Source organism: Streptococcus mitis (assembly GCF_002096895.1).
GTDB lineage: Bacteria > Bacillota > Bacilli > Lactobacillales > Streptococcaceae > Streptococcus > Streptococcus mitis_AH.
In genome coordinates, this window is sequence record NZ_NCVI01000020.1 from 149576 (window position 1) to 169774 (window position 20199).

The 20199-nt window shown below is 42.3% G+C and carries 20 protein-coding genes; 13 read left to right on the top strand and 7 right to left on the bottom strand.

Annotated elements, in window-relative coordinates; translation table 11 throughout:
* Positions 1-75: 75 nt before the first annotated feature.
* From B7697_RS05360 to B7697_RS05370, 3 genes are read left to right on the top strand one after another with little or no spacing between them, the layout of a single operon-like run.
* Positions 76-1449: a M20 family metallopeptidase gene (locus B7697_RS05360; RefSeq protein ID WP_049491224.1), complete on the top strand. Its 1374-nt coding sequence runs from the start codon at positions 76-78 to the stop codon at positions 1447-1449.
* The gene (locus tag B7697_RS05365) at positions 1442-2503 is read left to right on the top strand and encodes a methionine ABC transporter ATP-binding protein (RefSeq protein ID WP_084950709.1); all 1062 of its coding nucleotides are present in this window, start codon (positions 1442-1444) and stop codon (positions 2501-2503) included. Before B7697_RS05360 ends, B7697_RS05365 begins: the two co-directional genes overlap by 8 nt.
* A 1-nt stretch (position 2504) precedes the next feature.
* The gene (locus B7697_RS05370) at positions 2505-3197 is read left to right on the top strand and encodes a methionine ABC transporter permease (protein WP_000444647.1); all 693 of its coding nucleotides are present in this window, start codon (positions 2505-2507) and stop codon (positions 3195-3197) included.
* Between the two features lie 29 nt (positions 3198-3226).
* Here B7697_RS05370 and B7697_RS05375 read toward each other — a convergent pair whose 3' ends face one another.
* Positions 3227-3796 carry an MptD family putative ECF transporter S component gene (locus B7697_RS05375; RefSeq protein WP_084950711.1) on the bottom strand — a complete coding sequence of 190 codons (570 nt, stop codon included), beginning with the start codon at positions 3794-3796 and terminating at the stop codon, positions 3227-3229.
* 134 nt (positions 3797-3930) lie between these two features.
* Between B7697_RS05375 and B7697_RS05380 the strand changes: the two genes are divergently transcribed.
* The 5 genes from B7697_RS05380 (at position 3931) to nrdI (ending at position 8624) form a co-directional block, all read left to right on the top strand.
* Positions 3931-4545, top strand: coding sequence for a YesL family protein (locus B7697_RS05380; RefSeq protein WP_084950713.1), 615 nt, complete (start codon positions 3931-3933; stop codon positions 4543-4545).
* Entirely contained in the window at positions 4523-6193 is a 1671-nt protein-coding gene (locus tag B7697_RS05385; RefSeq protein WP_338152199.1) for a sensor histidine kinase, read from the top strand. The genes B7697_RS05380 and B7697_RS05385 overlap by 23 nt, the downstream gene beginning before the upstream one ends.
* Positions 6194-6204: 11 nt before the next feature.
* On the top strand, positions 6205-7491 hold the full coding sequence (locus B7697_RS05390; protein ID WP_049510499.1) for a response regulator transcription factor: 1287 nt from the start codon (positions 6205-6207) through the stop codon (positions 7489-7491).
* Between the two features lie 60 nt (positions 7492-7551).
* Positions 7552-8085, top strand: coding sequence for an ABC transporter permease (locus tag B7697_RS05395; RefSeq protein WP_084950716.1), 534 nt, complete (start codon positions 7552-7554; stop codon positions 8083-8085).
* A 74-nt stretch (positions 8086-8159) separates the two neighbouring features.
* On the top strand, positions 8160-8624 hold the full coding sequence (gene nrdI, locus B7697_RS05400) for a class Ib ribonucleoside-diphosphate reductase assembly flavoprotein NrdI (RefSeq protein WP_084950718.1): 465 nt from the start codon (positions 8160-8162) through the stop codon (positions 8622-8624).
* A 166-nt stretch (positions 8625-8790) separates the two neighbouring features.
* On the opposite strand, the gene B7697_RS05405 is transcribed toward nrdI, so the two are convergent.
* Both B7697_RS05405 and argS read right to left on the bottom strand, forming a co-directional pair.
* Positions 8791-9036, bottom strand: coding sequence for a hypothetical protein (locus B7697_RS05405; protein ID WP_000084858.1), 246 nt, complete (start codon positions 9034-9036; stop codon positions 8791-8793).
* Between the two features lie 328 nt (positions 9037-9364).
* Positions 9365-11056, bottom strand: coding sequence for an arginine--tRNA ligase (gene argS / locus B7697_RS05410; protein WP_084950719.1), 1692 nt, complete (start codon positions 11054-11056; stop codon positions 9365-9367).
* A gap of 135 nt (positions 11057-11191) precedes the next feature.
* Here argS and argR point away from each other — a divergent pair, with 135 nt between their 5' ends.
* Positions 11192-11638 carry an arginine repressor gene (argR, locus tag B7697_RS05415; protein WP_001231476.1) on the top strand — a complete coding sequence of 149 codons (447 nt, stop codon included), beginning with the start codon at positions 11192-11194 and terminating at the stop codon, positions 11636-11638.
* Positions 11639-11688: 50 nt separating this feature from the next.
* Positions 11689-14223: a DNA mismatch repair protein MutS gene (gene mutS, locus B7697_RS05420; protein ID WP_084950721.1), complete on the top strand. Its 2535-nt coding sequence runs from the start codon at positions 11689-11691 to the stop codon at positions 14221-14223.
* Between the two features lie 41 nt (positions 14224-14264).
* On the opposite strand, the gene B7697_RS05425 is transcribed toward mutS, so the two are convergent.
* Both B7697_RS05425 and B7697_RS05430 read right to left on the bottom strand, forming a co-directional pair.
* On the bottom strand, positions 14265-14723 hold the full coding sequence (locus B7697_RS05425) for a DUF3021 domain-containing protein (protein WP_084950722.1): 459 nt from the start codon (positions 14721-14723) through the stop codon (positions 14265-14267).
* Positions 14720-15160 carry a LytTR family DNA-binding domain-containing protein gene (locus tag B7697_RS05430; protein ID WP_084950724.1) on the bottom strand — a complete coding sequence of 147 codons (441 nt, stop codon included), beginning with the start codon at positions 15158-15160 and terminating at the stop codon, positions 14720-14722. Before B7697_RS05430 ends, B7697_RS05425 begins: the two co-directional genes overlap by 4 nt.
* A gap of 311 nt (positions 15161-15471) precedes the next feature.
* Here B7697_RS05430 and mutL point away from each other — a divergent pair, with 311 nt between their 5' ends.
* The 3 genes from mutL to B7697_RS05450 are packed head-to-tail and all read left to right on the top strand — an operon-like array spanning position 15472 to position 18603.
* On the top strand, positions 15472-17421 hold the full coding sequence (mutL, locus tag B7697_RS05440) for a DNA mismatch repair endonuclease MutL (protein ID WP_084950726.1): 1950 nt from the start codon (positions 15472-15474) through the stop codon (positions 17419-17421).
* A gap of 15 nt (positions 17422-17436) precedes the next feature.
* Positions 17437-18030: a Holliday junction branch migration protein RuvA gene (gene ruvA, locus B7697_RS05445; RefSeq protein ID WP_000273423.1), complete on the top strand. Its 594-nt coding sequence runs from the start codon at positions 17437-17439 to the stop codon at positions 18028-18030.
* A 9-nt stretch (positions 18031-18039) separates the two neighbouring features.
* Positions 18040-18603 carry a DNA-3-methyladenine glycosylase I gene (locus tag B7697_RS05450; protein WP_084950729.1) on the top strand — a complete coding sequence of 188 codons (564 nt, stop codon included), beginning with the start codon at positions 18040-18042 and terminating at the stop codon, positions 18601-18603.
* 83 nt (positions 18604-18686) lie between these two features.
* Here B7697_RS05450 and B7697_RS05455 read toward each other — a convergent pair whose 3' ends face one another.
* Together B7697_RS05455 and B7697_RS05460 are read right to left on the bottom strand one after the other, a co-directional pair.
* Entirely contained in the window at positions 18687-18950 is a 264-nt protein-coding gene (locus B7697_RS05455; RefSeq protein WP_000166114.1) for a SemiSWEET family transporter, read from the bottom strand.
* A 105-nt stretch (positions 18951-19055) separates the two neighbouring features.
* Positions 19056-20090, bottom strand: coding sequence for a S66 family peptidase (locus tag B7697_RS05460; protein ID WP_000255140.1), 1035 nt, complete (start codon positions 20088-20090; stop codon positions 19056-19058).
* Positions 20091-20199: the final 109 nt, after the last annotated feature.

A 20199-nucleotide genomic window follows, 5' to 3' on the forward strand; every position in this document is an offset into this window, starting at 1 on the left:
AAATTCCACCTCTTGCTTTTGTATAGAGCATGGATTGTAAAGAAGACTATAGGTTCATAGAAAGGTAGAGAGAATATGGTTTTTCCTAGCGAACAAGAACAGATTGAAAAATTTGAAAAGGATCATGTGGCCCAGCATTATTTTGAGGTTTTGCGTACCTTGATTTCTAAGAAGTCGGTCTTTGCCCAACAGGTGGGTCTCAAAGAAGTTGCTAACTATCTGGGTGAGATTTTCAAACGTGTTGGGGCTGAAGTGGAGATTGATGAGACTTATACGGCTCCCTTTGTCATGGCGCATTTCAAGAGTTCGCGTCCAGATGCTAAGACTCTGATTTTCTATAACCACTATGACACTGTGCCAGCGGATGGGGATCAGATCTGGACAGAGGATCCCTTTACTCTTTCAGTGCGCAATGGCTTCATGTATGGGCGTGGGGTTGACGATGATAAGGGTCATATCACAGCTCGTTTGAGTGCTTTGAGAAAATACATGCAGCACCATGATGATTTGCCTGTTAATATCAGTTTTATCATGGAGGGAGCGGAGGAATCGGCTTCAACAGACCTAGATAAGTATCTAGAAAAGCATGCGGATAAACTCCGTGGTGCAGATTTGTTAGTTTGGGAACAAGGGACCAAGAATGCCTTGGAGCAGTTAGAAATTTCTGGTGGAAATAAGGGGATTGTGACCTTTGATGCCAAGGTAAAAAGTGCGGATGTGGATATCCACTCTAGTTATGGAGGAGTTGTGGAATCAGCTCCTTGGTACCTCCTTCAAGCCCTACAGTCCCTTCGTGCCGCAGATGGCCGTATCTTGGTTGAAGGTTTGTACGAAGAAGTACAAGAGCCGAATGAACGAGAATTAGCCTTGGTGGATGCCTATGCTCAACGCAATCCTGGGGAAATCAGCCAGATTTATGGCTTGGAATTGCCTCTCTTACAAGAGGACCGTGTAGCCTTTCTAAAACGTTTCTTTTTTGAGCCAGCTCTTAATATCGAAGGGATTCAGTCAGGTTATCAAGGACAAGGAGTCAAAACGATTTTACCAGCAGAAGCTAGTGCTAAGCTAGAGGTTCGTTTGGTTCCTGGCCTAGAACCGCATGATGTTCTGGAAAAAATTCGGAAACAGCTAGACAAAAATGGCTTTGATAAGGTAGAATTATACTATACCTTGGGAGAGATGAGCTATCGAAGCGATATGAGCGCACCAGCCATTCTCAATGTGATCGAGTTGGCCAAGAAATTCTATCCACAGGGCGTTTCAGTCTTGCCGACTACAGCTGGGACAGGGCCTATGCATACGGTCTTTGATGCCCTAGAGGTGCCAATGGTGGCCTTCGGTCTAGGAAATGCCAATAGTCGAGACCACGGTGGGGATGAAAATGTGCGAATCGCCGATTATTACACCCATATTGAATTAGTAGAGGAGCTGATTAGAAGCTATGAGTAGAGATATTATCAAGTTAGATCAGATCGATGTGACTTTTCACCAAAAGAAGAGAACCATCACAGCGGTCAAGGATGTGACAATTCACATCCAAGAAGGGGATATCTACGGAATCGTTGGATATTCTGGAGCAGGGAAATCAACCCTTGTACGGGTGATTAACCTCTTGCAAAAACCATCTGCAGGGAAAATTACCATTGACGACGATGTGATTTTTGATGGCAAGGTCACCTTGACGGCCGAGCAGTTGCGTCGTAAACGTCAAGATATCGGGATGATTTTCCAGCATTTTAACCTGATGAGCCAAAAGACAGCAGAGGAGAATGTAGCCTTTGCCCTTAAACATTCTGGACTCAGTAAGGAAGAAAAGAAGGCTAAAGTAGCCAAGTTGCTGGACTTGGTTGGCTTGGCAGACCGTGCTGAAAACTACCCTTCACAACTATCTGGAGGGCAAAAACAGCGTGTAGCCATTGCGCGTGCCTTGGCTAATGATCCAAAAATCTTGATTTCAGACGAGTCAACTTCTGCCCTTGACCCTAAGACAACCAAGCAGATTTTGGCCTTGTTGCAAGATTTGAACCAAAAATTAGGCTTGACTGTTGTCTTGATTACGCATGAAATGCAGATTGTCAAAGACATTGCCAACCGTGTGGCAGTGATGCAGGATGGGCATTTGATTGAAGAGGGTAGCGTTCTTGAAATTTTCTCAAATCCTAAACAACCTTTGACGCAAGACTTTATCTCAACAGCCACTGGTATTGACGAAGCCATGGTCAAAATTGAGAAGCAAGAAATCGTGCAACATCTGTCTGAAAATAGCCTTTTGGTGCAACTCAAGTATGCAGGTGCTTCAACAGACGAGCCACTTTTGAATGAATTGTACAAGCATTATCAAGTAACGGCTAATATCCTCTATGGAAATATTGAAATCCTCGATGGTACTCCTGTTGGAGAATTGGTTGTGGTCTTGTCAGGTGAAAAAGCAGCGTTGGCAGGTGCTCAAGATGCCATTCGTCAAGCAGGCGTACAACTAAAAGTATTGAAGGGAGGACAGTAAGATGGAATCATTGATTCAAACCTATTTGCCAAATGTCTATAAGATGGGCTGGGCTGGTCAGGCAGGCTGGGGAACAGCCATCTACCTAACCCTCTATATGACAGTTCTTTCCTTCATCATCGGAGGGTTCTTGGGTCTAGTGGCGGGTCTTTTCCTTGTCTTGACTGCGCCAGGTGGTGTCTTGGAAAATAAGGTCGTTTTCTGGATTTTGGATAAGATTACCTCTATTTTCCGTGCGGTGCCATTTATCATTCTCTTGGCAGTCTTGTCACCCTTCTCACACCTAATCGTAGGGACAAGTATCGGGCCAAATGCGGCTATTGTACCCCTATCTTTTGCGGTCTTTGCCTTCTTTGCCCGTCAAGTACAGGTGGTATTGGCTGAGCTAGATGGTGGTGTCATTGAGGCAGCTCAAGCTAGCGGAGCGACCTTCTGGGATATCGTAGGTGTTTACCTATCAGAAGGCCTCCCAGATTTGATTCGTGTGACGACTGTGACCTTGATTTCACTTGTTGGTGAAACAGCTATGGCCGGTGCGGTTGGAGCTGGCGGTATCGGTAACGTAGCCATTGCTTATGGATTTAACCGCTACAATCACGATGTGACCATTTTGGCAACCATCATTATCATTTTGATCATCTTTGCAATCCAATTCTTGGGAGATTTCTTGACCAAGAAATTGAGCCATAAATAAAAAAGAGCCGGCTGGCTCTTTTTTATTTATCAGATTTTCTGCGCAAATTTTTTACTCAAGGCTTGTCCAATCAAGGCACCCACTAGGGCTCCGATGACAACACTTGCGACAAATAGAAGGATGGTTCCAGGGTTTGGAGCAACCATGATACGGTCGATATATTCTTGGGATTTTCCTCTTGCTAGAAGGGTTGCCATATAGGTTTTGGGCGCAATCCACATAAGTAGGATTGGTCCTGATGTGCTAAAGGCAAAGAGTATGAAAGAAAGGAAATTCTTTGTTTGGTCCTTGTATTTTCCTAGATGAGCGACTCCATCTGCTAGCAGGCCACAGATAATTCCAGGAAGGAAGGCACCGGCACCGTGTTTAGTTCCCAAGAAAAAGAGGGCAATGACAAGGCCGATAGTGGTAATGGCTCCAAAACGTGGAACTTTTGCGACTAGGATCATATAGACGCTACCGCCGACAAGGGCAGTAAAGGCAGGCGCATAAAACATGTTTCCAGCTTGGTCAAAGAGATTGCCCAAAAGGACACCAATCCCCATGCAGAGGAAGTAAAGAACTGCAAAAAGCAGTGTAGTTAAGATAGATTTTTTCATGAATTGTCTCCTGATAATTTTTTCACAATTCTCATTGTACCACGGTTTGATGGGATTGTAAATGGATACTAGAAGTTTTTGAAAACGCTTGAAATATGATATAATAGTTTCATAGTTATTTTTAGGGGGATATCATGGGTAGATTTTTAGACTTTGTCTTTAATCGTTTCTTTTTAGGGATGATTGCGACAGCCTTCTTTTGGCTACTAACCTTGGTGGGAGGGATTATCCTTGGTCTAGCGCCGGCTAGTGCCACCCTGATGAGCCTGTATGCAGAACATGGTTATAGCTTTCGGGAATACAGTTTGAAGGAGGCTTGGTCTCTTTATAAGCAAAATTTCGTCTCAAGCAACCTGATTTTCTATAGCTTTTTAGGGGTGGCTCTAGTTTTGGTCTATGGCCTGTATCTCTTGGTGCAATTGCCTCATCAGACTATTATTCATTTGATTGCGACCTTTTTGAATGTCCTAGTAGTTGCCCTGCTGTTTTTGGCCTATACAGTGTCTTTGAAATTACAAGTTTATTTTGACTTGTCTTATCGAAATAGTCTCAAACTATCCTTAATTGGCATCTTTATGAGCTTAGCGGCTGTGGCCAAGGTTCTCCTTGGGACAGTGCTACTTGTGGCAATTGGTTACTATATGCCTGCCCTACTTTTCTTTGTAGGAATTGGGATGTGGCATTTCTTTATCAGTGATATGTTGGAACCGGTCTATGAAAGTATCCATGAAAAATTGGCGACAAAATAGAATGAAGCAGTTTTGGCTACATACGCTTCTAAGAACCTACAGTTCAGTTATGATGATTATTATTGCGAGTTTTGCAATCTTACTCTCTTACGCTGACTGGGATTCACGGGAAAAGGAAGCTCAAAGAGTAGCCCAGCGTGTAACCACTCGAACAGTCGAAGAGGTGGAATATTATTATCGCGAGTCAGCCCAGCTAGCGCAAGATTTAGTAGCCAATCAAGACCGGATACAAGGGGTTTATAAGTACTTTAGCTTGTCAACTTCTGAGTATTTTTATTGGCTGTTGGAGCATCAAGCAGCTTCGTCAACTTCTATTTCTCTGTATGAAAACATTGATGATCTTTATGTCCAAAATGACTCTATAACGGGTGTTGCAATCGTCTTGCAGGATTTTAAAGAAGTTTATGTTTCAACAAGGGATAAAAGAAGTGGTCATGTCTTGCCAGCTGAGGCCTTTAAACCAGAGGCCAATAGTTTTGGAATTCCAGTTCTGGATCCAGCAACGGATCAATCTATAGGAGTGATATACATCTCCTTGGATCCAGAAGTTTTATATCATGCCATTGACAATACCCGAGGTCATATTCCGATGGCTGTTACTGTGACATCACCATTTGATACGGAGATTTTTCATATTGGTGAGAGGGTCAATAGGGAACATGAGAACTGGTTTGTTGGTATGACTTCTCATGGATATCAGGTTCAGGTGGCAGTTCCTAAAAACTTTGTTTTACAAGGAACAGTTGCCAGCTCTGCTTTGATTGTGGGTTTGAGCCTTCTCTTTATTGTCATTCTCTATCTGACTTTGAGGAAGACCTTTGCGAACTACCAAAAGCAGGTAGTGGATTTGGTGGATTCTATTCAAGCTATTGCTCAAGGGGAAGAAGGTCTTCGCATCGATACGCTTGAAAAGGATCAGGAATTGCTCCTAATCGCGGAGACGACCAATGATATGTTGGATCGATTAGAAAAGAATATACATGATATTTATCAGTTAGAGCTTAGTCAAAAAGATGCCAATATGCGGGCCTTGCAGGCGCAAATCAACCCTCACTTCATGTACAATACTCTGGAGTTCTTGCGCATGTATGCAGTTATGCAAAGTCAAGATGAGTTGGCAGATATCATTTATGAGTTCAGTAGCCTGTTGCGTAACAATATTTCCGACGAAAGAGAAACACTCCTCAAACAGGAATTAGAATTTTGCCGTAAATACAGCTATCTCTGCATGGTTCGCTATCCCAAGTCCATTGCCTATGGTTTCAAGATAGATCCAGAGTTAGAGAATATGAAGATTCCCAAGTTTACCTTGCAACCGCTAGTAGAAAATTATTTCGCGCATGGTGTTGACCACAGACGGACAGATAATGTGATTAGCATCAAGGCGCTTAAACAGGCTGGTTTTGTAGAAATTTTGGTGGTAGATAATGGCCGTGGAATGTCGACTGAAAAGCTGGTCGATATCCGAGAAAAGTTAAGGCAGAGACATTTTGAACATCAAGCCAGTTATAGTGAACAAAAGCAGTCTATCGGGATTGTCAATGTCCATGAGCGTTTTGTGCTCTATTTTGGGGATCGCTATGCCATTACTATAGAGTCTGCGGAGCAAGCAGGTGTTCAGTATCGTATTACAATTCAAGATGAGTAGAAAGGGAGAAAATGTATAAAGTATTATTAGTAGATGATGAGTACATGGTGACAGAAGGTCTGAAACGTTTGATTCCTTTTGATAAGTGGGATATGGAGGTCGTCGCAACAGCCAGTCATGCCGATGAAGCCCTAGAATATGTTCAGAAAAATCCCGTCGATGTAGTCATTTCCGATGTCAATATGCCCGACAAAACAGGGCTTGATATGATTCGGGAGATGAAAGAAATCTTACCAGATGCTGCCTATATCCTGCTCTCAGGTTATCAGGAGTTTGATTATGTAAAAAGAGCAATGAACCTTAGTGTGGTGGACTATCTGGTCAAACCTGTTGATAAGGTAGAGTTGGGAAATCTGCTGGAGAAGATTGCAGGTCAGCTCGGCGAGAGAGGAAAGAAAAGTCAGATCCTCAGTCAAGATTTAGACGAGGCTGGATTTGTTAGTTATCTAGGAGGTAAGGAGAATTGGTGGATAGGCCTATCCAAGGAAAAACAAGGCTCTTTCACCATTCCCTACTATGTCTTGGGTCAAGACTGGCAGATTTTCATTTCTGACCAACCCCTAGATGGTTTAGTCGTTACTCCCTTTGAAGCTCCCTATCAAGAACACTTTGAACGCTGGAAGCTGAATGCTGAGAAAGCCCTCTTTTACGGCTCTGTAAATCTACAACGGTCTGAGAGTCTCTTTGCCTACTACGAACCGATTTATAGGGTTATCATTCAGGGGAATCTCAATCAAATCGTAGAAGAGTTAAATCTCTTGGAGAAGGTGGTTCTTGAAAATACGCCGCGTGTTCCGATTACCAAACAGCTTTTTATCCAGTTTGTCATGGATGTCTTTCATTTGTTTGAACATCTAAAGGCTGATGATTTGACGGATATTGTCAAAACGATTCATGCTATTCAAACCTTCGATGAATTGGTTCCTTATATCAAGGAAACTCTGACTCGATTCTTTGGGCAATATCGGATGAATGAAAATGTGGTTAGTGTGCTAGAAGTCATTGGGAGTGATTATCAGAAAGAACTTTCTCTCAAGGATATCAGTAAGGATCTCTTTATCAATCCTGTCTATCTGGGGCAGTTGATTAAGCGAGAAACCAATTCGACCTTCGCAGAGCTTTTAAACAAACAACGCATTAAGGCTGCTCAGCAACTTTTACTTTCAACCAGTGACAGTATCGAAGATATTTGTTATGCTGTTGGTTACAGTAATGTTGGATATTTCTATAAAGTGTTCCGAAAATTGTGCGGAAAATCGCCAAAAGCCTACCGAAAACAGGTGGAAACCACACTATAATATTTGTATCCCTTTACAAAAAGTGCTATAATATCGATAATAATATCAGGAGGTTCTATTATGAAAAAGAAACCAATCTATCTATGGGTATTACTGATTTTTTCAGCCTTACTCTCAGCAATGTCACTATTTGGAATCATATCTCCAGTACCTACTGCGGAGGGTATGAACAATCTAGAAACATCAGCATCAGGTGTTAATGCTACTTATGCTAAGGAGCTCGTTGCTTACACCATTAAGGTATCGGAGCATGGTCATTCTATCTTCAACATTCTCTTGGTTGTCTTATCTGTTATTCTGGTGGTTGTGTCTTTGGTTTTCCTTGTTCGTAAAAACATCCAATTGGCCAACTACACTTATCTTGCTTATGTCTTCGTTGCCATCGTTGGTTCTATCTACAACTTTATCGGCGTTCAGGATGCGGTTTTACTTTTTACAGACCCTAACATCCGTATGGGAGCGGAGCTTGGTGCCAAAGGTTCTGCTATTTTTGGGATCGTACTCAATGTTATCTTCCTAGCAATCGTCTTCTATAAAATGTGGCGTCAGCAAAAAGCCTTGGCGGAAGAAGAGGAAACAGAAGAACTTGTCTAAGTATTGACAAAAAAGAACTATCAAGTTACAATCTTGATAGTTCTTTTCGATTATATAAAATGATGGAGGTACATATGAAGACAATTTCTTTAGTTTATATCAGTCTGAGTGGGAATACTGAGAGTTTTGTGACGCGCTTGAAAGACTATCTCTTGTCCCAGTACGAGGGAATTGAGGTTCAAAAGATTCATATCAAGGATTTGGTCAAAGAAGGCCAAGATTTCTATGAAATGGAGCATCCCTATGTCGCTTTTTTGCCAACTTACCTAGAAGGTGGGAATGGCGTTGATAACGGAGATGTCGAGATTTTGACAACACCAGTGGGGGATTTTATCGCTTATGGTGACAATGCTAGTAAGTGTTTTGGTGTGGTTGGTTCAGGAAATCGTAACTTTAATAACCAATACTGCCTGACAGCTAAGCAATACAGTCAACGTTTTGGTTTCCCTGTATTGGCTGATTTTGAAATGCGAGGTATGCTGGGAGATATCAAACGTGTTGCAGCAATTATTGCAGATTTGTATGAGTTGGAAAGTTGAGCTGATAACGATCTTTCAATCATTAGAAGAAAGAACTTATTATATCCCCCTCTATAGCAGAGATGAAAATTACCTATAAACTTTTTAATATAAATGTTATTTGCTATAGTTGGAAGATAAAAATTATGCCCTAAAAAAACCGAGAAGCTTTCTTCTCGGTTTTTGATTATTTCAATTGATCTGTAATGTCTTTTGATAGCAACATTCCTAGGTGATAAGTTTTATTGATGTAAGCAATGACATCATTGATGTTTTCAGTTGTGTGAATTTTCTCTTTGATGTCAGTCCTAAATGTTTCATCCTTTAAAAGTTGTTCTTGGTAGAGTTTTTGCAGTCTCTCCTTCTCGTACTTATTGAGCAGAAAAAGGAAAACCAAACTAATCACAACGAGGATATAAGCATATTGGCTCATAGGATATCTCCCTGTATGATAAAGAAGTAGTAGTGAGTAGATTGAATTAGTGAAGCGCCTAACCAAATCACCATAGTTTCGACGTCATGTTCTCTAAATCGATTATATCTAGGGGGCCATGACTAGTGAAGCAGTTAGCTAGTCCGCATATAAGCGGCTAGCGTCTAACAATTAGGAACTTTAGTTCCAATAACTTTAAGATTACGACGTTTTAGGACATAAATCAATCATATTTATGTCCTAAAACTAGTGAAGCGCCTAGCCAAAGTCCGAATAGGATTTGGCGTTAGTTACTTAGATTGCTCTGCAATCAAGTAACTTTGGCGATTTACATCTTCTCTGGCGCTTCTACTCCAAGCAAGCGAAGGGCTTCTTTGAGAACGACTGCGGTTGCGTAGCTAAGGGCTAGACGGCTGTCGCGCTCAGGATTTTCGTCTAGGATACGTGTATGTGCATAATACTTGTTGAAGGCTTGAGCTAGGCTAATTGCAAATTTAGCAATGATAGAAGGTTCAAAGTTATCTGCCGCACGATTGATAATACGTGGGAAGTCTTGGATGAGTTTAATGATTTCCCAGCTTTCAGCATCATTTAAGCTGTAATTAGCCTCTGTTTCTGGTTTGAAATCTGCTTTGCGTAAGATAGATTGGATTCGAGCGTAGGCGTATTGAACGTAAGGTCCAGTTTCACCCTCGAAGGATACCATAGCCTCTAGGTCGAAGTCGTATCCATTTGTACGGTCGGTCTTGAGGTCATAGAATTTAATGGCTCCAACTCCAACAGCATGCGCTACCTGGTCTTTATTTTCCAGTTCAGGATTTTTAGCTTCGATTTGGGCCTTGGCACGGCTAACAGCCTCTGCAACAGTAGGCTCTAGCAAGATGACATTCCCTTTACGAGTAGAGAGTTTCTTACCTTCTTTTGTAACCAAACCAAAAGGAACGTGAGTAATGTCGTCACTCCAGTCGTAGCCCATTTCTTGCAAGACGGCTTTGAGTTGTTTAAAGTGGGCAGATTGCTCTTGACCAACGACATAGATAGATTTAGCAAATTGGTATTCGTTTTTACGGTAAAGGGCTGCAGCCAAGTCACGTGTGATATAGAGAGTTGCTCCATCAGATTTCTTGATGAGGGCAGGATGTTCAATTCCATATTTCTCAAGATTGACAACTTGGGCACCTTCTGACTCAACAAGAAGGCCTTTTTCAGAAAGAATTTCTACAACTGCATCCATCTTATCGTTGTAGAAGGCTTCTCCATTGTAGCTGTCAAATTCAACCTTCAGTTCATTGTAAAGGCGGTTAAATTCCACTAAACTTTCATCGCGGAACCATTGCCAAAGAGCGAGAGCTTCCTCGTCTCCATTTTCAAGTTTACGGAACCATTCGCGTGCTTCTTCATCCAAGCTAGGGTCATTTTCAGCTTCAGCGTTGATGCGGACATAGAGTTTAAGGAGTTCATCGATTGGATGAGCTTTTACAGCTTCTTCGTCACCCCATTTTTTGTAGGCAACAATCAGCATTCCAAACTGTTTACCCCAGTCTCCCAAATGGTTGACCTTGACTGTTTGATAACCGATTTTTTGGAAAATATGTGATAAGCTATCTCCGATAACAGTTGAGCGCAGGTGACCAATAGAGAATGGTTTAGCGATATTTGGACTAGACATATCGATAACAACATTTTCTTGTTTACCAATATGTTGGTCAGCATAGTGTTCTTTTTCAGTGATAACAGCTTGCAATACTTGAGCAGAAATGGCAGATTTATCAAGGAAAAAATTGACGTAAGGTCCTGTTGCGACAACCTTTTCAAAGGCTTGGCTGTTAATTTTTTCAGCCAGTTCAGCAGCAATCATTTGAGGTGCTTTACGTTCGACTTTTGCAAGAGAAAAAGCAGGGAAAGCGATGTCTCCCATTTCTGAGTTTTTAGGGGTTTCCAGTAAATTTAAAATAGCCTCTTGGTCCAGGCTATCAATGACGCTAGCCAACTCGCTAACAATCAATTCTTTTGTATTCATTAAGAGCTCCTTTTTGGACTTTTCTACTATTTTATCACAATTTTAAAGAAAGAAGAAAAAATTTTTGAAATCTCCTGTTTTTTTGGTATAATATAGTTATAAAATTAGTTATAAATATGCATATAAGAGGATTTTATGAGAAAAAGAGATCGTCATCAGTTAATAAAAAAAATGATTACTGAGGAGAAATTAAGTACACAAAAAGAAATTCAAGATCGGTTGGAGGCACACAATGTCTTTGTGACGCAGACAACCTTGTCTCGTGATTTGCGCGAAATCGGCTTGACCAAGGTCAAGAAAAATGATATGGTGTATTATGTACTAGCAAATGAGACAGAAAAGATTGATTTGGTGGAATTTTTGTCTCATCATTTAGAAGGTGTTGCAAGAGCAGAGTTTACCTTGGTGCTTCATACCAAATTGGGAGAAGCCTCTGTTTTGGCAAATATTGTAGATGCAAACAAGGATGAATGGATTTTAGGAACAGTTGCTGGTGCCAATACCTTATTGGTCATTTGTCGGGACCAGCACGTTGCCAAACTCATGGAAGATCGTTTGCTAGATTTGATGAAAGATAAGTAAGGTCTTGGGAGTTGCTCTCAAGACTTATTTTTGACAAGGAGAGACGGACAATGACGACAGAAAAGCTATCACCCGGCATGCAACAGTATGTGGATATTAAAAAGCAATATCCAGATGCTTTTTTGCTCTTTCGGATGGGTGATTTTTATGAATTATTTTATGAGGATGCGGTCAATGCTGCGCAGATTCTGGAAATTTCCTTAACGAGTCGCAACAAGAATGCGGACAATCCGATTCCTATGGCGGGTGTCCCCTATCATTCTGCCCAACAGTACATTGATGTCTTGATTGAGCAGGGCTATAAGGTAGCTATCGCAGAGCAGATGGAAGATCCGAAACAAGCAGTTGGGGTTGTGAAACGAGAGGTTGTTCAGGTCATTACGCCAGGGACAGTGGTCGATAGCAGTAAGCCGGACAGTCAGAATAATTTCTTGGTTGCCATAGACCGCGAAGGCAATCAATTTGGTCTAGCTTATATGGACCTGGTGACCGGTGACTTTTATGTGACAGGTTTATTGGATTTCACGCTGGTTTGTGGGGAAATCCGTAATCTCAAGGCGCGAGAAGTGGTGCTGGGTTATGACTTGTCTGAGGAAGAAGAACAAATCCTCAGTCGCCAGATGAATCTGGTACTCTCTTATGAAAAAGAAGGCTTTGAAGACCTTCATTTACTGGATTCACGATTAGCAGCTGTGGAGCAAGCGGCATCTAGTAAGTTGCTCCAGTATGTCCATCGAACCCAGATGAGGGAATTGAACCACCTCAAACCTGTTATCCGCTATGAAATCAAAGATTTCTTGCAGATGGATTATGCGACCAAGGCTAGTCTGGATTTGGTTGAGAATGCTCGGTCAGGCAAGAAGCAAGGCAGTCTTTTCTGGCTTTTGGATGAAACCAAAACAGCTATGGGTATGCGGCTCTTGCGGTCTTGGATTCATCGTCCCCTGATTGATAAGGAACGAATCGTCCAACGCCAAGAAGTGGTGCAGGTCTTCCTCGACCATTTCTTTGAGCGTAGTGATTTGACAGACAGTCTCAAGGGTGTCTATGATATCGAACGCTTGGCTAGTCGTGTTTCTTTTGGTAAAACCAATCCCAAGGATCTCTTGCAGTTGGCGACCACCTTATCCAGTGTGCCACGGATTCGTGCGATTTTAGAAGGGATGGAGCAACCTGCTCTAGCTTATCTCATCGCACAATTGGATGGAATCCCTGAGTTGGAGAGTTTGATTAGCGCAGCGATTGCTCCTGAAGCTCCTCATGTGATTACAGATGGAGGAATCATTCGGACTGGATTTGATGAGACTTTAGACAAGTACCGTCGCGTTCTCAGAGAAGGGACTAGCTGGATTGCTGAGATTGAGGCTAAGGAGCGAGAAAATTCTGGTATCAGCACGCTCAAGATTGACTACAATAAGAAGGATGGCTACTATTTCCATGTGACCAATTCTCAACTGGGAAATGTGCCTGCTCACTTTTTCCGCAAGGCGACGCTGAAAAACTCAGAACGTTTTGGAACCGAAGAATTAGCCCGTATCGAAGGAGATATGCTGGAGGCGCGTGAAAAGTCAGCTAACCTAGAGTATGAAATTTTTATGCGTATCCGTGAAGAGGTCAGCAAGTACATCCAGCGTTTGCAGGCTCTAGCCCAAGGAATTGCGACGGTTGATGTCTTGCAAAGTCTGGCGGTTGTGGCTGAAACCCAGCATTTGATTCGACCAGAGTTCGGAGAGGATTCGCGAATTGATATCCAGAAAGGGCGCCATGCTGTCGTTGAAAAGGTTATGGGGGCTCAGACCTATATTCCCAATACGATTCAGATGACAGAAGATACCAGTATTCAACTGATTACAGGGCCAAACATGAGTGGTAAGTCAACCTATATGCGCCAGTTAGCCATGACGGCGATTATGGCCCAGATGGGTTCCTATGTGCCAGCAGAAAGCGCCCATTTGCCAATTTTTGATGCAATCTTTACTCGTATTGGAGCGGCAGATGACTTGGTTTCAGGTCAATCAACCTTTATGGTGGAGATGATGGAAGCCAATAATGCCATTTCACATGCGACCAAAAATTCCTTGATTCTTTTTGATGAGTTAGGTCGTGGAACTGCAACTTATGACGGAATGGCTCTTGCTCAATCCATCATCGAATACATCCATGCACATATCGGAGCCAAGACTCTCTTTGCGACCCACTACCATGAGTTGACTAGTCTGGAGTCTAGTTTACAACACTTGGTCAATGTCCACGTGGCAACCTTGGAGCAGGATGGGCAGGTCACCTTCCTTCACAAGATCGAACCAGGACCAGCTGATAAATCCTACGGTATCCATGTTGCCAAGATTGCTGGCTTGCCAGCAGACCTGTTAGCAAGGGCGGATAAGATTTTGACTCAGCTAGAGAATCAAGGTACAGAAAGTCCTGCTCCCATGAGGCAAACAAGTGCTGTCACAGAACAGATTTTACTATTTGATACGGCAGAAGAGCATCCTATCCTAGAAGAATTAGCTAAATTGGACATTTACAACATGACACCCATGCAGGCTATGAATGTCTTGGTTGAGCTAAAACAAAAACTATAAAAATAATCCCACTCATGCATTTGTGAGTGGGATTATTGCTCTTACTTTCTATGCTCCAAGAGTTGATTGATGTGGTCCACTTTTTTAGCTTCTTTTTTATAAAGAATAGCCCAAATGATGAGGTAGACAATCGCAAACTCGATAATGAGCTGGAGATAGAAGGTCCAGTGGAAGGGGAACCAACCTGCTAGAGTTGCTAGTGGGACAAAGCCAGCCAGCATAAGGAAGAAATGAGTCAGAGTGGCACGAAGCATGCTCCAGTCACGACTGAATAAGCGATTGCCAAAGCTAAAGAGAATACCGATAGCTGCCCAGATAAGTGTGCAGTAGAGCAAGACTAGAGCACCGTGAACCTGATGTTGAGCCATCACTTGACCGATGATAGAGTATGTATTTAGTGGTGCGTAGGTATTTGGTGCATAAATGAGTGAAAAGATGATAGAGAGGATGAGGCCGATAAGAACACCGGCAGCTGCATCGTGAAATACTTGTTTTTTCATAGTTCTAATTTCTCCTTGATGGTTTTTAGGTAACGGCGTGAAGAGTAGGTGAAACTTTCGTTTTTTAGAAAGATTTCTACTAGACCGTTGGGAGTTAGCTTGAGATGGGAGATGGAGTTGATATTGATGATTTCTGATTGGGAAATTTGGATAAAATTGGTCGGCAGAATTTCAAGAACCTGATAGAGTCGCAAATCAATGCTGTAGGTCTGACTCGCTGTTTCTGCTAGAACTTTCCGATTCTCGATATAGAAGCGTTGTATCTTACCAACCTTAACGAGATAGACTTGATCATCAATCTTTCCTTTGATTGTTTCTTTTTGGTCAAGATTTTCTACGAACTCGATGACTTTCTGTATTTTATCGGTTTCTTGAGGTGCTTGGACAATCAGTTTTTCCTCCTTGTAAGTCTCACTAATCTGTAGTTCTACTTTCATAAATTTCTCTCCTTGTTTTTCATACAAAATTAATCTCACTTCTTGTACATCTTTATTAATACTCTTCAAAAATCAAATTCAAACCACGTCAGCGTCGTCTTGCCGTACTAAAGTACTGTCTGCGCCTAGCTTTCTAGTTTGCTCTTTGATTTTTATTGAGTATACCACTATTTTATGCCCCCTGGCAAGGGACTTTGTTTATGTGGAGGGATTTGGCTTCTATGTGGCGCTTGCTTTTCTGTCCTATCTGAAATATGGTATAATAGCACTAATTAATTTCTAGGAAAATAGATATAGAAAGGGGCTGAAAGATGTCTTATATTATTGAATTGCCAGAGGTGCTGGCAAACCAGATTGCGGCAGGAGAGGTCATTGAACGTCCTGCCAGTGTGGTCAAAGAATTGGTAGAAAATGCCATTGACGCGGGTTCTAGTCAGATTATCATTGAGATTGAGGAAGCTGGTCTCAAGAAGATTCAAATCACAGATAATGGTCATGGAATTGCCCACGATGAGGTAGAGCTGGCTCTGCGTCGTCATGCGACCAGTAAGATAAAAAATCAGGCAGATCTCTTTCGAATTCGAACGCTTGGCTTTCGTGGTGAAGCCTTGCCTTCTATTGCGTCTGTCAGTGTCCTGACTTTGTTGACGGCGGTGGATGGTGCGAGTCACGGAACAAAGCTCGTTGCGCGTGGGGGAGAAGTTGAAGAAGTCATCCCAGCGACTAGTCCTGTGGGAACCAAGGTTTGTGTGGAGGACCTCTTTTTCAACACGCCTGCCCGCCTCAAATATATGAAGAGCCAGCAAGCGGAGCTGTCTCATATTATTGATATTGTCAACCGTCTAGGCTTGGCCCATCCTGAGATTTCTTTTAGTTTGATTAGTGATGGCAAGGAAATGACACGGACAGCAGGGACTGGTCAACTGCGCCAAGCAATCGCAGGGATTTACGGTTTGGCGAGTGCTAAGAAGATGATTGAAATTGAGAATTCTGACCTTGATTTCGAAATTTCTGGCTTTGTGTCCTTGCCTGAGTTAACTCGGGCTAACCGCAACTATATCAGCCTCTTCATCAATGGCCGTTATATCAAGAACTTTCTGCTCAATCGTGCTATTCTTGACGGTTATGGCAGCAAGCTCATGGTGGGGCGTTTTCCACTGGCTGTCATTCACATCCATATCGACCCCTATCTAGCAGATGTCAATGTTCATCCAACCAAGCAAGAGGTGCGGATTTCCAAGGAAAAAGAACTGATGGCCTTGGTCTCAGAAGCTATTGCAAATAGTCTCAAGGAGCAAACCTTGATACCTGATGCCTTGGAAAATCTTGCCAAATCGACCGTGCGCAATCGTGAGAAGGTGGAGCAGACCATTCTCCCACTCAAAGAAAATACGCTCTACTATGAGCAAACGGAGCCGACAAGACCTAGTCAAGCTGAAGTAGCTGATTATCAGGTAGAATTGACTGATGAAGGACAGGATTTGACTTTATTTGCCAAAGAAACCTTGGACCAACTAACCAAGCCAGCAAAACTGCATTTTGCAGAGAGAAAGCCTGCTAACTACGACCAGCTAGATCATCCAGAGCTAGATTTAGCCAGTTTGGATAAGGCTTATGACAAGCTGGAGCGAGAAGAATCATCCAGCTTCCCAGAGTTGGAATTTTTCGGGCAAATGCATGGAACCTATCTCTTTGCCCAAGGACGAGATGGGCTCTACATCATAGACCAGCATGCGGCTCAGGAACGGGTCAAGTACGAGGAGTATCGTGAAAGCATTGGCAATGTTGACCAGAGCCAGCAGCAACTATTAGTGCCCTATATCTTTGAATTTCCAGCGGATGATGCTCTGCTTCTCAAGGAAAGAATGGCACTTTTGGAGGAAGTGGGCGTCTTTCTAGCAGAGTACGGAGAAAATCAATTCATCTTACGCGAACATCCTATTTGGATGGCAGAGGAGGAAATCGAGTCAGGCATCTATGAAATGTGCGACATGCTCCTTTTGACCAAGGAGGTTTCTATCAAGAAATATCGAGCAGAGCTAGCTATTATGATGTCCTGCAAGCGGTCTATCAAGGCCAACCATCGTATCGATGATCATTCAGCTAGACAGCTCCTTTATCAGCTCTCTCGATGTGATAATCCCTACAACTGTCCCCACGGACGTCCTGTTTTGGTGCATTTTACCAAGTCGGATATGGAAAAGATGTTCCGACGTATTCAGGAAAATCACACCAGTCTCCGTGAGTTGGGGAAATATTAAACTAAAAGGAAAATTATGTACGAATATTTAAAAGGAATCATTACCAAAATCACTGCTAAATACATTGTTCTTGAAGTCAACGGTATCGGTTATATCCTGCATGTGGCCAATCCTTATGCCTACTCAGGTCAGGTTAACCAAGAAGCTCAAATTTATGTTCATCAGGTCGTGCGTGAGGACGCCCATCTACTTTATGGATTTCGCTCAGAAGACGAGAAAAAACTCTTTCTCAGTCTGATTTCGGTCTCTGGGATTGGTCCTGTATCAGCTCTTGCTATTATCGCTGCTGATGACAATGCTGGCCTGGTTCAAGCCATTGAAACCAAGAACATCACTTATTTGACCAAGTTCCCTAAAATTGGCAAGAAAACAGCCCAGCAGATGGTGCTGGACTTGGAAGGCAAGGTAGTAGTTGCAGGAGACGACCTTCCTGCCAAGGTCGCAGTGCAAGCTAGCGCTGAAAATCAAGAATTGGAGGAAGCTATGGAAGCCATGCTGGCTCTGGGCTACAAGGCAACTGAGCTCAAAAAAATCAAGAAATTCTTTGAAGGAACGACAGATACAGCTGAGAACTATATCAAGTCGGCCCTTAAGATGTTGGTCAAATAGGAGCAGAGCATGACAAAACGTTGTTCGTGGGTCAAGATGACCAATCTGCTCTACATCGCTTATCATGATGAAGAGTGGGGGCAGCCCCTCCATGATGACCAAGGATTGTTTGAGTTGTTGTGTATGGAAACCTATCAGGCTGGTTTGTCTTGGGAAACGGTACTAAACAAACGCCAGGCTTTCCGAGAAGCCTTTCATGGCTATCAAATTCAAGCAGTTGCAGAGATGACCGACACCGAATTGGAAGCCTTGCTGGATAATCCAGCCATCATCCGAAATAGAGCCAAGATTTTTTCTACACGCGCTAACGCCCAATCCTTTCTACGGTTACAGGCAGAATATGGCTCTTTTGATGCCTATCTTTGGTCCTTTGTTGAGGGAAAAACTATCGTCAATGATGTGCCTGACTACAGTCAGGCGCCTGCCAAAACAGCTCTATCTGAGAAATTATCCAAAGATCTCAAAAAACGAGGTTTCAAGTTCACAGGACCAGTCGCCATCTTGTCTTTTCTACAAGCAGCAGGGCTAGTTGATGACCACGAGAACGATTGTGAGTGGAAAAGCAGCAATTAGTGAGTATAGGTAACTAGAATATCTGAGAATATAGAAAAAGCTGAGAAATTTTTCCCAGCTTTTTATATATACTATTAGATTTGTTAGAGTGAAGTCAAAAAAGTGATTCCACCTAAAATAACACCAGCTGAATTTGGAATGATTAGTATCCAATCCTTCTTAGGTTCCTTTGTCCATCCATAAATAACCCAGATTAAGCAAGATATAGCAGCTGATAAAGGTTGAAATGGTTGAGCTTTATTTCCCTGTAAATTAGCGATAATTTGAGGTATGTAGGCAATAAATACTATAATTCCAATAAAGGCACCAATAGAACCTACGATTCGATTAATTTTTTGTTTTGTCATATACACCTCCTTCAAAAGGATATCATAGAAATTAGCGAAATGCAATAAATTCAGATACAAATTGTAACGAAAACGAATACAAAAGCACAAAAATAGAGAAACTATTTATTTTTTGTTATAGTCAAAGCGAATGATTTGCTCCTTTGCATCTACATAGGCGTGAACTCCGAAGGGTACAATTGCTCTTGGAGTTGCGTGGCCGACATTTAGATTATAGATAATCGGGATATTGCTGTCAATAATATCCAATAGTGCCTCTTTATAGTCGTCATAGAAAGTTTCATCCATAGGTTTTCCGACCAAGAGTCCACTGATGACCTCGAATATACCAGTGTCTTTTAAAGTCCGCAACATATTTTTGAAGTCTTCCAGCTCAGGCTTTTCTTCGCTTGTTTCTAGCAAGAGGATTTTTCCTTCCCAGTCTGACAAGTCAGGGAAAAGTTTGTATTTTTGGCAGAGCTCCGTGCTATCTGCGTATCGAGAGTTGTCAAAGATATCGTAGAGGGATTCGAGGCAACCACCGAGGATTTTTCCCTCGAACTGGGCATTTCCCCGCAACAGCTCGAAACCAGTATTTGCATGACTGACACGAGGTGTCCCCAGAGCCTTGGGACTGAAGTCAGTCCTTTCATCATACCAAACGTCACTAGGGCGGATTTCTGAGATTCTTCCCGTCTCAATCAATTCTTTAAAGTAGTGGAGGCTATAGGTCAGCACTTCCTTGTCCAATTCACAAATGTCTGCTAGGAAGGATTGACCATAAAAAGTTTTGATTCCTAGTTTATGCAACATGAGATGGTTCATGGTTGTATCCGAGAAGCCAAGAAAAATTTTTTGTTTGATAACCTTTTGTAGTTGGTCATTTTCAAAAAGATAAGGTAGTAAGCGATAGGTATCGTCTCCACCGATGGCGCATAGGATCATGTCGATGCTATCATCAGAAAAGGCATGAATCAAATCCTCTGCACGAGCTTCAGGATGGTCCTTGATAAAGTCTAATCCTTTTAGCGAATGAGGCAAAAAGGTAGGATTGAGTCCCAGGTTCTTGAGACGTTGGACACCCAAGTCCACTTCGTGTTTGACAAAGTCCTCTCCGATAATGCCACTAGATAAACTAACAACACCAATAGTAGAAACCATATTTCTTCCTCCTAGAAATTGATTGAGCCTATTTTATCATAAAAGATGGGAGAAAACTATGTGGGATGTCAGAAGAATACTTTAAAATCAAAAAAGCAACCGCACCTGC

Excerpts from the sequence above, each read along its gene's own strand:
- B7697_RS05360 (WP_049491224.1), top strand. The coding sequence starts at position 76 with ATGGTTTTTCCTAGCGAACAAGAACAGATTGAAAAATTTGAAAAGGAT.
- B7697_RS05365 (WP_084950709.1), top strand. The coding sequence starts at position 1,442 with ATGAGTAGAGATATTATCAAGTTAGATCAGATCGATGTGACTTTTCAC.
- B7697_RS05370 (WP_000444647.1), top strand. The coding sequence starts at position 2,505 with ATGGAATCATTGATTCAAACCTATTTGCCAAATGTCTATAAGATGGGC.
- B7697_RS05375 (WP_084950711.1), bottom strand. The coding sequence starts at position 3,796 with ATGAAAAAATCTATCTTAACTACACTGCTTTTTGCAGTTCTTTACTTC.
- B7697_RS05380 (WP_084950713.1), top strand. The coding sequence starts at position 3,931 with ATGGGTAGATTTTTAGACTTTGTCTTTAATCGTTTCTTTTTAGGGATG.
- B7697_RS05385 (WP_338152199.1), top strand. The coding sequence starts at position 4,523 with ATGAAAAATTGGCGACAAAATAGAATGAAGCAGTTTTGGCTACATACG.
- B7697_RS05390 (WP_049510499.1), top strand. The coding sequence starts at position 6,205 with ATGTATAAAGTATTATTAGTAGATGATGAGTACATGGTGACAGAAGGT.
- B7697_RS05395 (WP_084950716.1), top strand. The coding sequence starts at position 7,552 with ATGAAAAAGAAACCAATCTATCTATGGGTATTACTGATTTTTTCAGCC.
- nrdI (WP_084950718.1), top strand. The coding sequence starts at position 8,160 with ATGAAGACAATTTCTTTAGTTTATATCAGTCTGAGTGGGAATACTGAG.
- B7697_RS05405 (WP_000084858.1), bottom strand. The coding sequence starts at position 9,036 with ATGAGCCAATATGCTTATATCCTCGTTGTGATTAGTTTGGTTTTCCTT.
- argS (WP_084950719.1), bottom strand. The coding sequence starts at position 11,056 with ATGAATACAAAAGAATTGATTGTTAGCGAGTTGGCTAGCGTCATTGAT.
- argR (WP_001231476.1), top strand. The coding sequence starts at position 11,192 with ATGAGAAAAAGAGATCGTCATCAGTTAATAAAAAAAATGATTACTGAG.
- mutS (WP_084950721.1), top strand. The coding sequence starts at position 11,689 with ATGACGACAGAAAAGCTATCACCCGGCATGCAACAGTATGTGGATATT.
- B7697_RS05425 (WP_084950722.1), bottom strand. The coding sequence starts at position 14,723 with ATGAAAAAACAAGTATTTCACGATGCAGCTGCCGGTGTTCTTATCGGC.
- B7697_RS05430 (WP_084950724.1), bottom strand. The coding sequence starts at position 15,160 with ATGAAAGTAGAACTACAGATTAGTGAGACTTACAAGGAGGAAAAACTG.
- mutL (WP_084950726.1), top strand. The coding sequence starts at position 15,472 with ATGTCTTATATTATTGAATTGCCAGAGGTGCTGGCAAACCAGATTGCG.
- ruvA (WP_000273423.1), top strand. The coding sequence starts at position 17,437 with ATGTACGAATATTTAAAAGGAATCATTACCAAAATCACTGCTAAATAC.
- B7697_RS05450 (WP_084950729.1), top strand. The coding sequence starts at position 18,040 with ATGACAAAACGTTGTTCGTGGGTCAAGATGACCAATCTGCTCTACATC.
- B7697_RS05455 (WP_000166114.1), bottom strand. The coding sequence starts at position 18,950 with ATGACAAAACAAAAAATTAATCGAATCGTAGGTTCTATTGGTGCCTTT.
- B7697_RS05460 (WP_000255140.1), bottom strand. The coding sequence starts at position 20,090 with ATGGTTTCTACTATTGGTGTTGTTAGTTTATCTAGTGGCATTATCGGA.